Origin of the sequence: Fulvivirga lutimaris (genome assembly GCF_009711525.1) — a bacterium.
Classification (GTDB): Bacteria; Bacteroidota; Bacteroidia; order Cytophagales; family Cyclobacteriaceae; genus Fulvivirga; species Fulvivirga lutimaris.
Genome location: NZ_SMLV01000266.1, coordinates 1 through 9,315 on the forward strand (window position 1 = coordinate 1; position 9,315 = coordinate 9,315).

The following is a 9,315-nucleotide window of genomic DNA, read 5'->3' on the forward strand; positions in this document are numbered from 1 at the left end:
CAAAAGCCAGATTTTAGAAGATATGGCTTTTTTAAAGTCTTCGCTTAACGAAGCGCATTACAACTTATATGCCTACACTTCTAAAGAAGCATTTGACAAAAACTATAACCTGGTAAAGCAATCAATAAAAAAGGACAGCTTCAATTTACTGGAAGCAACTTCGCTGTTTCAAAAAATCATTTCAAAAGCCAATAACGGCCATACCGAAATTCCATTCCCAGGAAAGTCTTATGGTGAATATGCTTATGGTGGTGGCACAGTATTTCCTTTAGAAATAGCATTTGAAGATGATAAAGCATTGGTAAGAAAGAACTGGTCAAACAATGAACGGATAAAGGTAGGGTCTGAAATTTTAAGTATTAATGGATTGGCGATACAAGAAATTCTTAACAAGATCTATCCGCTGATCTCAGCTGAACGGATATACTTCAAAAATGCCAAGTTGGAGTTGTATTCGTTCCCAAGGTTTTACTGGCAGGTGTTTGGCAAACAAAATGAATTTAAAGTAGAGATTAAATCAGGTGATAGAAACAATACTCATACGATTCAGGCCGTAGATGTTATTGATGGCTATGAGATGAAAAGAAATGAAATATTTCACTCAACTATGACTTTGAAGTTTTATGATCACGCAGCTTACCTCAGACCTGGAGGTTTTGGTGGTGATCTGGAAAAATACAAGCATTTCATTGATTCAGCATTTACTGAGATCAAGAAGCATAAAAGCCAAAACTTAATAGTAGACCTAAGAAATCATCCTGGTGGGGATGATGCTTTTGGTGATTATTTAGTCTCCTATTTTGCCGATAGACCATTTAAATGGACATCTAAATTCACTCTTAAAACAAGCAGCCTTTTAAAAGAACATACTAGAAAAAGCAGTGACACTACCACAGTCTATGCTAAAGAAATACTAGCTCACAATGATGGTGAAGTTTTCGAATATAAGTTTGAAGAATGCCAACCACAGCCACGAGAAAAGCGATTTACAGGAAAAGTTTACGTTTTGGTAAATAGACAGTCGTATTCCCAGTCAACAGTAACTGCAGCCCAGATACAAGACTATGGTTTTGGAACCATTGTGGGTGAGGAAACTGGCGAATACCCCACTTTGTATGCCTCTGTATATTACTACGCCCTTCCCAATACTGGAGTTACTGTTCAAATTTCTAAAGGTCGCATTGTCAGGGTGAATGGTAGCACTAAAGAAGAAGGCCTAATACCTGACATCCTTATAAAAGATCACCTACTGGACGAAAATGATGAAATTTTGGATGGCTTATTCAAAAGGCTGGAGGAATAGGCCGACTATTCCAGCTTAGCCTTTCGTACTCCATATAAAGTGTTCCAATTCAGGACAATGCTATGTACCATTATGAAACATGGTATTTCATTCTATGTAGAAAAAGTGCTCTTATATTCGTTAAAAGGCTATTCTTTAATTAGGTATGCCAATTGCATCCTAGCTCAGTAGTAAAAAAACATATTACTGTAACAATCTACCTCTGCGCGTAGTCTAAAATGTCTTTATCCAAAACCACTGAATTATGAGAACACTTCTATTAACCGTATCAATATTATTTTGCTCATTTTTTTCTTATTCACAGGCTCCTGTGAAATATAATCACATACTGATTACAAATGATGATGGTGCTGAAGATATTGATCGGTTGTTTGCATTGGCAAAAAGTGTCAAGAGTGTAGCTAATCGCGTTTCGATTATTGTATCATCTTTTGACAGATCTGGAACCTCAAACCACACTACTTTTGGTAAACATCAATCTACCCTTGAAATAAAGTGCCGCTACAATAATGCAGAAACTAACATAGCAGTATATACCACACCTGGCAACCCTGCAGACTGTGTACTAATTGGGTTAAATGGTCTATTTCCTGATGATAAACCAGATCTTGTTCTATCTGGTATTAATGGTGGAGCCAATATTGGCCCAGGTTGGTTTGGTTCCGGAACAATTGGAGCAATACGAACTGCAGCATTTCTAGGTGTCAGAGGCATTGCCTTATCAGGTTTTGAAGATGATGATGAAAGATCATTCGAAGTAATACCAAGATGGATAACTCAGCTAATATCTACAGACCTTATAGACAAGATTGACAAGAATAGTTATCTGACCATAGGATTTCCTGATGTCAAACTAGAAGAAGTAAAAGGAGTGAAAATATCGGATAGAAGAATATCATTTGACAATCCTAAGTCTGTAGTTTTTAATAAAGTAGTTGGCGATAAAGCACATGAACCTGAAAGTATAACGGTATGGGCCGCTGAATATAAAAGCAATCCGAATGATATTACCATTGAACATGATGATACTCTTTTGAATGAAGGTTATATTATTATTACCCCAATGTCAATTGACGAAAATAACTTCAAATTGAATAAGGTATTTCAAGATGGAATAAAACAAATTCCGAACTTCACCTTAAACTAGTCACGCACTTTTGGTAGACTAACTTTCGTACACATAACTTTGTGATTTTATTAAAATGGCAATAAATTGCCTCTAAAACATCATCAACCCAAAAGTCATGACAGCGAATACCAACTCCATTTATCATGATATGTATATCAAGTCCAGTGCACAAAAGGTATTTGATGCTATTACACAACCTGAACATCTAAACAACTGGTGGACATTAAAATGTAGCGGCAATCCTGTTAAGGGGAATGAATACAATTTTTACTTTACCCCTGAGTATGATTGGTATGGAAAGGTGAGTAAAGCTGAAGATGGTAAGGCCTTTCACATAAAAATGACTAATGCAGATGAGGACTGGAACCCTACTTCCTTTGGGTTTGATCTTACTGAGCTTGATGGTGGTGTAGACGTTAAATTTTGGCATGTGGGCTGGCCAGAATGCAACCACCACTTCAGAAGATCGTCCTACTGCTGGGCAATTCTTCTACAGGGTTTAAAAAATTATGTCGAGAAAGGCATTATCATTCCTTTTGAAGAAAGGGAGTAGAATAGATAACTGACAATTATTCACTCCTCAAAGTCTCTGCTGGGTTAGCTGTTGCCGCTTTTAATGACTGATAGCTTATAGTAATCAATGATATCACTATTAGTATCAATCCGGCCAATACAAACTGCAATGGGTTAATACTCACCTGATATGCAAATTCTGAAAGCCACTGTTCCATAGCGTACCATGCCACCGGAATGGCTACTATAAAAGCAATCAACACCAGCTTCGTAAAATCTTTGCTGAGCAAACCAACAATGCTGTTAACAGATGCTCCCATTACTTTTCTTACTCCTATTTCCTTTTTCCTTTGTTCGGTAAGGAAGGATGTTAGCCCAAACAATCCTAAGCAAGCTATAATTATAGCGAGAGAAGAGAATATGGTCATTAGCCAGCCAGCACTCTGTTCTGACTTATATAGCTCATCAAGATCTTCATCTAAAAACTGGTAATTGAAAGGGTATTCTGGAGCAAACTTCTTCCACTCCTGCTCTACAACAGCAAGCTTCTCAGTCAATGGCCCTTCATTGAATTTGATGGATAATGTAAACCCATTTCTTGGGTCATGTCTCAGCACTAGAGGCTCTATAGCCTGGTGCAAGGATTTGTAATGAAAGTCCTTAACCACTCCTACTATCTGACCAACAGGATGTCCGTCTAAGGCTTGAATCCTTGTTCCAACCGGATTGGCTAGCATCATTTGTTTTGCTGCCGTTTCATTGATCAGATATCCTTGAGAAGAATCCGAGGCATGTTCCGTTGATATATTTCTACCATCAACGATTTCCAAATCATAAGCATTAACAAAATTATAATCAATGATCATGGTGTTAATGTTCATTTTGATATCCTCATCTGGCAAGCTGTATGACCAATGTGAGCTCGTATAACCAGGCACTCCGTTAGAAGTAGATATACTTTTTATTTCGGAGTAGCTTGATAGGTTATTTCTAAATACATCTAAGTTATTCCAGGTTGGTGAAGGAGGCATGAAGTAGATGATCTCTTCCTTGTTAAAGCCAAGATCTTTATTGGTCATGTACCTCATTTGGCTAGTAACTATAAAAGTGCCGATAATAAGAAATGCTGCAATACCAAATTGAAGAACCGTAAGTACTTGCCTAAGCAATACATTGCCACCCTTAACACTTGCTTCTTTAAGTGCTTTTGCCGGATCGAATGCCGAAAGGTAGAAAGCAGGATAGCTACCTGCCAATACCCCGGTAATAATACCTGTGGCTATAAGTATCAGTACAAAATCAAAATTCTCAATGTAGCTTGATGTCAAATGAAAGCCCATTACAGAATTAAAAATTGGCAACACTACCTCTAGAAGGATAAGACTAAGTACTAAAGCGAAAAAGGTGAGTAAGATAGTTTCACCAAGAAATTGGTAAATCAACTGATAACGTTGAGCTCCTAGCACTTTTCTCACACCTACTTCCCTAGCCCGTTTCATAGCTCTGGCAGTGGAGAGGTTCATAAAGTTGAAGCAGGCAATAACCAATATGAATATTGCGATAGCCGAGAATATATAGATGTTATTAATATTTCCATTAGCCGAGTCGCCCTTGATACCTGTAGTAAAATGAATCTGATCAATTGGCTGTAGCCAATCGCTAACAGCAGATTCCTGATACTTTCTCTTCCTCAAATCTGCAAAGTATTTTTCAATGTCGACCTCCAGAGTTTCTGTATCTACATTATCGTTAATCATGAAATAAGTGGAGTAATTCCAGCTATCCAAGTCATTCAAAAATTTATCCTTAGAATATCCAAACTCGCTTTCTATAACAGCACCAATTGTTTCAAATTGCACAATATATTCAAACTGCAAATGTGAGTTTTTAGGCACATCCTCAAATACACCTGTAATCTCCAGATCATGTGAGCTGTTATATCTAATGGACTGTCCAATAGGACTTTTATCTGGAAAGAAGTTTTTGGCTACTGATTCAGAAATCACTATTGTAAAAGGCCTTGCTAAAACCTCATCATGCTTACCAGCAAGTAAATTGAATGAGAAAATATTAAAAAAATCTTTATCAGCAACAGCCATATAAGCAGCCGGAAGAACATCCTCACCATTGACTAGCAGAGGGTCACCATCAAAAATGCTATATCTTGAAAATGCTTCAACCTCCCCAAAATGATCGGACATCGCTGGGCCAAAACCTGGAGGAAGCCAAGTCTGTTGGTTTACAATACCGGCCTCATTTTGAGACCTGGGAATATATCTGTATAACTGATCTTTATTAGTATGAAAGTCTTCATAACTCAATTCAAATTGCACATAAAGCGCAATTAAAAAACAACATGATAATCCAATGGCCAGGCCTGATATATTGATTGATGTGTAGCCAATATTATTGGCCAAATTCCTGAAAGCAATTTTGATATAATTCTTTAGCATGTAGGAGCGTTATTGTTCGTACTAAACTTGATTAAATAGTTAAATTAGATAATACTATTCGTTCCTTAAAGTTTTGACCGGATTTGTTACTGCGGCATTTATAGAGTTATAACTTATTGTGGCTATCGCTACTACTATGGTGATGACTATTGAAGAAACTATTGGTAATACCCCCACAACAGTTTTGTATTCAAACCCTGCCAACCAATCTGACATTAGGTAATAACCAACGGGTGCAGCCACTAAAAATGCGATCAAAATTAATTTCCCAAAGTCTTCTGATATAAGGATGAATATAGAAGACACAGATGCACCCAAAACCTTTCTTACTCCAATCTCTTTGTTGCGCTGTTGTACAGTAAACGATACCAGCCCTAAAAGCCCTAAGCACCCTATTATTATCGCCAGTGTGGCAAAAACAATAAAGATATTACCCAGCCTTTCTTCACTACGGTAAAGCGCATCATAATCTTCATCCATAAACGAATAAACAAAAGGTCGTTCTGGCACTATTTGTTTCCACACACTTTCTATTTCAGTCAATGATTGACTAATGTTATCAGAGTTAACCTTAATAAAAAGCTTATTATATTGTGATGGCTCAATAAACAGAACAAGAGGGTTTATTTTTCTATGTAGTGAGGCAAAATGAAAGTCTTTAACCACGCCAACAATTTGCCCTGGTCTGCCACTAACCTTAGCATTTCTACCGAGGGCATCTTCCGGAGAAATCATCAACTGATTTAAAAGCATTTCGTTAACGATAAAGGCGTATTGCCTCAACTCCAAACTATCAAGTTTAGCCAGCTTTGTATCAGCTTCGGTAAACTCTCGCCCATGGATTATTTCCATCTCCATGTTTTTAGTAAACTCCTGATCTACTGTTATTGCCACCGTATTTGTATTTGGAGCTTCCACACCCTGAACCTCAATGCCATACCCTCCATTTATTTCAGTCGGGCTCTCAGAGGCCATTGACACACCAACAACATCTTCTCGTTGCTCCAGCGCACTTTTGATCGACTGGAAGTTCTTGTTCACTTGTCTATCCGTAGGCAAGACTAATATATTGTCTTTAGAATAACCGAGCTTCTTATTCTGCATGAAGTTGAGCTGTTTATAAATCACCATAGTACCTATAATCAGTAATATGGAAATAGAGAATTGAACGATTACCAATACTTTTCTCAATAATCCTCCGGTTTTCGATCTTTTAAACGTGCCTTTCAGAACATTACCCGGTTGCAATGAGGATATACTCAAGGCTGGATAGGCTCCTGCTAAAAAAGCTACCACAATAATAATTGAAACCAACCCTGATAAAATAACAGGATCTAAAATATCAGTACTAGTTAATGTCTTACCTGTTAAATTATTGAATGGTACCAAGGCAATATTAATAATGACAAGAGCAATAATGGCCGCCAGTGTAGTTACAATAATAGACTCGCCCATAAACTGATTGAAGAGCTGGCCCTTAACAGCACCCAGTACCTTGCGCATACCAACTTCTCTTGCTCTATCCATAGATCGAGCTGTTGCCAGATTCATATAATTGATACATGCTATTACGAGTATCAGAAAACCAATAAAGCTTATGATATAGATATATTTAATATCTCCCTGGGTCTGCATTTCTGTACTTAGCGTGGATCTAAGGTGAATGTCTGTCATAGGGAAAAGATCAAAGCTTACTCTATCATCATTTTGAAAAACCTCACCTAGTGCTTCCCTTACCACAATTTCAATTCCATCTTCTATTTTAGCACGGTCAGCATTTTCACTAAGCAGTACGTAAGTGGCATAATTAGCGCTCCACCAGGTCTCTCCTTTTGAGGCTCTTAACGATGAAAAGGAAGCCAGAAAATCAAACTTGAGATGAGAGTTATCTGGTATATCCTTCATAACCCCCGTTACTTTATATTCTGTTTGCCCCACTTTTATCACTTCTCCAAGGGCATCATTATCACCAAAATATTTGGCTACCATTGATTCTGATAATATAACAGAGTTGGGCTCAACCAGGGCCTTATCTTTGACGCCTTCTGATAACTCAAAAGAGAAAATATCAAAGAAGGTACTATCAGCATAGAAAAATTTCTCCTCCTGAAATGAAACATCATTCAATGATACCACCTGAGGACTAAACATGGCTACATCAAATAATCTAGTACCGGCCACTACTTCATTAAACTCGCGCTTCATGGTTGGCAATAATGCTGTTGGTGTTACATACATAGACTGGGATGTGCCACCCATACTATAGTTTATATTAACCCTATAGATATTATCAGCATTAGCATGAAATTTATCATAGGATATTTCGTCCATGACATATATCCCAATAAGAAGGCAGCAACTGATACCCACTGCAAGCCCAAAAACATTAATAGAAGTATAGCCTATTCTTCTTACGAGGTTGCGGAAAGCGATTTTGATGTAGTTCTTTAGCATAATTTGATAAACTTGGTAGGTATATAAGAGTCAGGTTTAAGCCAAAAGGTTGCATGAATTTAACGGATTTCCTTGATTTATGCTTTTTAGCCCCTAACAAACATTAGTTATAATTATTATATTTGATTTTTTAACCGCACAACTATGTTGAATTCGAAAATTGTAGGATTAGGCCATTACGTACCAGAAAGAGTTGTTACAAATGAAGAACTCTCTGGCATGATGGACACTAATAATGAATGGATAATTGAGAGAACCGGTATTGAACAAAGGAGGTTCATTGATCCTGCTAAAGATACTGTGGCCAATATGGCTGCCAAAGCCACCCATATGGCTTTAGAAAGAGCCAATCTGGAAGTTTCTGATATTGACTTTATTGTTTTTGCCACCATAACGCCAGATTATTTTTTCCCTGGTTCGGGTGTGTTATTGCAAAGAGAATTAGGCCTTGAGTCGATAGGCGCGCTAGATATACGCAATGCATGCTCTGGTTTTATATATGCACTATCTACTGCCGATGCTTTCATAAAAACAGGCATGTACAAAACAATTCTGGTTATTGGTGCAGAAATTCAATCCACAGCTCTCGATCTTACAACAAGAGGTAGAAATACGGCTGTTATATTTGGTGACGGTGCGGGAGCAGCCATATTACAGGCTTCTGATCACAAAGGGGTTTTATCAACTCATTTGCATTCTGATGGGCGATTTGCCGAAGAGCTTTATGTAAAAGACCCCGGTAGTAGTCGTCCCCATGCTGAAAGACAACCAGAGCAGATTTTAGATACTTCAAGTTTTAAAGTTCATATGAATGGAAGTATGGTATTTAAACATGCTGTTGTGAGATTTAGTGAAGTGATCATGGAGGCATTGGAGAAAAACAACTTAACAAAAGATGATATAGACTTACTAATACCACATCAGGCCAACCTGAGAATAAGTCAGTTTATACAGAAGAAATTCGAGCTAGCTGATGACAAGGTTTACAACAATATCATGAGATACGGGAATACCACGGCAGGCTCTATACCTATTGCCATGAGTGAAGCCTTTGGAGAAGGTAAAATCAAACCCAATGATTTGATATGCCTGGCTGCTTTTGGTAGTGGTTTTACTTGGGCATCTGCTTTAATTAGGTGGTCATAAGAATGTTCTGAGAGATATAAGTTGAGGAAGTTTAAAATGAATTGTTATATTTAATTCAAACTCTCTCAACTTAAAACATAATTAATGAAAACTGCACAGTATAACCCTAGCGAACTTGAAGTAAATTTTGCAAGGGCCATTGAAGATTTACAGGATCAAATCGAAAAACATCTACCTAATAATCAGGTCATAAAAGTTGAGAATAAGATAAGTGCCGATAACCCCTTAGTTAAGTTTTACCTGCTTGATAATGATGGAGACCCGCATGAATTGGTAATAAAGGTTATACAAACACCTGATAAATTCTGATTTTCCCC

The 9,315-nt window shown here is 37.5% G+C and carries 7 protein-coding genes; 5 read left to right on the plus strand and 2 right to left on the minus strand.

Features of this window, described 5'->3' with window-relative positions:
• From E1140_RS03985 to E1140_RS03995, 3 genes are all read left to right on the plus strand, one after another.
• Nucleotides 1-1,303 (plus strand): S41 family peptidase (locus E1140_RS03985; protein ID WP_155179290.1); only part of this gene is annotated, 1,303 nt, incomplete at its 5' end.
• A gap of 244 nt (nucleotides 1,304-1,547) precedes the next feature.
• The gene (gene surE / locus E1140_RS03990) at nucleotides 1,548-2,450 is read left to right on the plus strand and encodes a 5'/3'-nucleotidase SurE (protein WP_155179292.1); all 903 of its coding nucleotides are present in this window, start codon (nucleotides 1,548-1,550) and stop codon (nucleotides 2,448-2,450) included.
• A 97-nt stretch (nucleotides 2,451-2,547) separates the two neighbouring features.
• A complete protein-coding gene (locus E1140_RS03995; RefSeq protein WP_155179294.1) occupies nucleotides 2,548-2,985 on the plus strand; it encodes an SRPBCC family protein in 438 nt (145 codons plus the stop codon).
• Between the two features lie 16 nt (nucleotides 2,986-3,001).
• Here E1140_RS03995 and E1140_RS04000 read toward each other — a convergent pair whose 3' ends face one another.
• Both E1140_RS04000 and E1140_RS04005 read right to left on the minus strand, forming a co-directional pair.
• Nucleotides 3,002-5,398: an ABC transporter permease gene (locus E1140_RS04000; RefSeq protein ID WP_155179296.1), complete on the minus strand. Its 2,397-nt coding sequence runs from the start codon at nucleotides 5,396-5,398 to the stop codon at nucleotides 3,002-3,004.
• A gap of 54 nt (nucleotides 5,399-5,452) precedes the next feature.
• Nucleotides 5,453-7,852, minus strand: a complete 2,400-nt coding sequence (locus tag E1140_RS04005) for an ABC transporter permease (RefSeq protein WP_155179298.1) — start codon at nucleotides 7,850-7,852, stop codon at nucleotides 5,453-5,455.
• 144 nt (nucleotides 7,853-7,996) lie between these two features.
• Between E1140_RS04005 and E1140_RS04010 the strand changes: the two genes are divergently transcribed.
• The gene (locus E1140_RS04010; RefSeq protein WP_155179300.1) at nucleotides 7,997-8,998 is read left to right on the plus strand and encodes a beta-ketoacyl-ACP synthase III; all 1,002 of its coding nucleotides are present in this window, start codon (nucleotides 7,997-7,999) and stop codon (nucleotides 8,996-8,998) included.
• 84 nt (nucleotides 8,999-9,082) lie between these two features.
• Nucleotides 9,083-9,307, plus strand: coding sequence for a hypothetical protein (locus E1140_RS04015; RefSeq protein WP_155179302.1), 225 nt, complete (start codon nucleotides 9,083-9,085; stop codon nucleotides 9,305-9,307).
• The last annotated feature ends 8 nt before the right edge of the window (nucleotides 9,308-9,315 follow it).